The following is a 276-nucleotide window of genomic DNA, read 5'->3' on the forward strand; positions in this document are numbered from 1 at the left end:
GTTTAGCAATTATTAAGGAAGCACATGATTTACAAGAAGCCAATACGAATCAAACAAGTATTCAAAAGTTTGAAAAATCTCTAGTTTTAGCAATTGGCTATGCAGGTACGATTGGCGGATTAGGTACACTTATCGGAACGCCGCCGCTAATTATTTTAAAAGGACAATACATGCAACATTCTGGACATGAAATTAGTTTTGCTAAATGGATGATTGTAGGGATTCCAACGGTCATTGTATTGTTAGGTATTACTTGGCTCTATTTAAGATATGTTG

The 276-nt window shown here is 35.1% G+C and carries 1 protein-coding gene; it reads left to right on the forward strand.

Annotation, left to right across the window (positions count from 1 at the left end):
- A partial coding sequence (locus ACX6XY_RS30240) for an SLC13 family permease (RefSeq protein WP_460337860.1) occupies positions 1 to 276 on the forward strand: 276 nt, incomplete at both ends.

Source organism: Streptomyces sp. O3 (genome assembly GCF_054788135.1).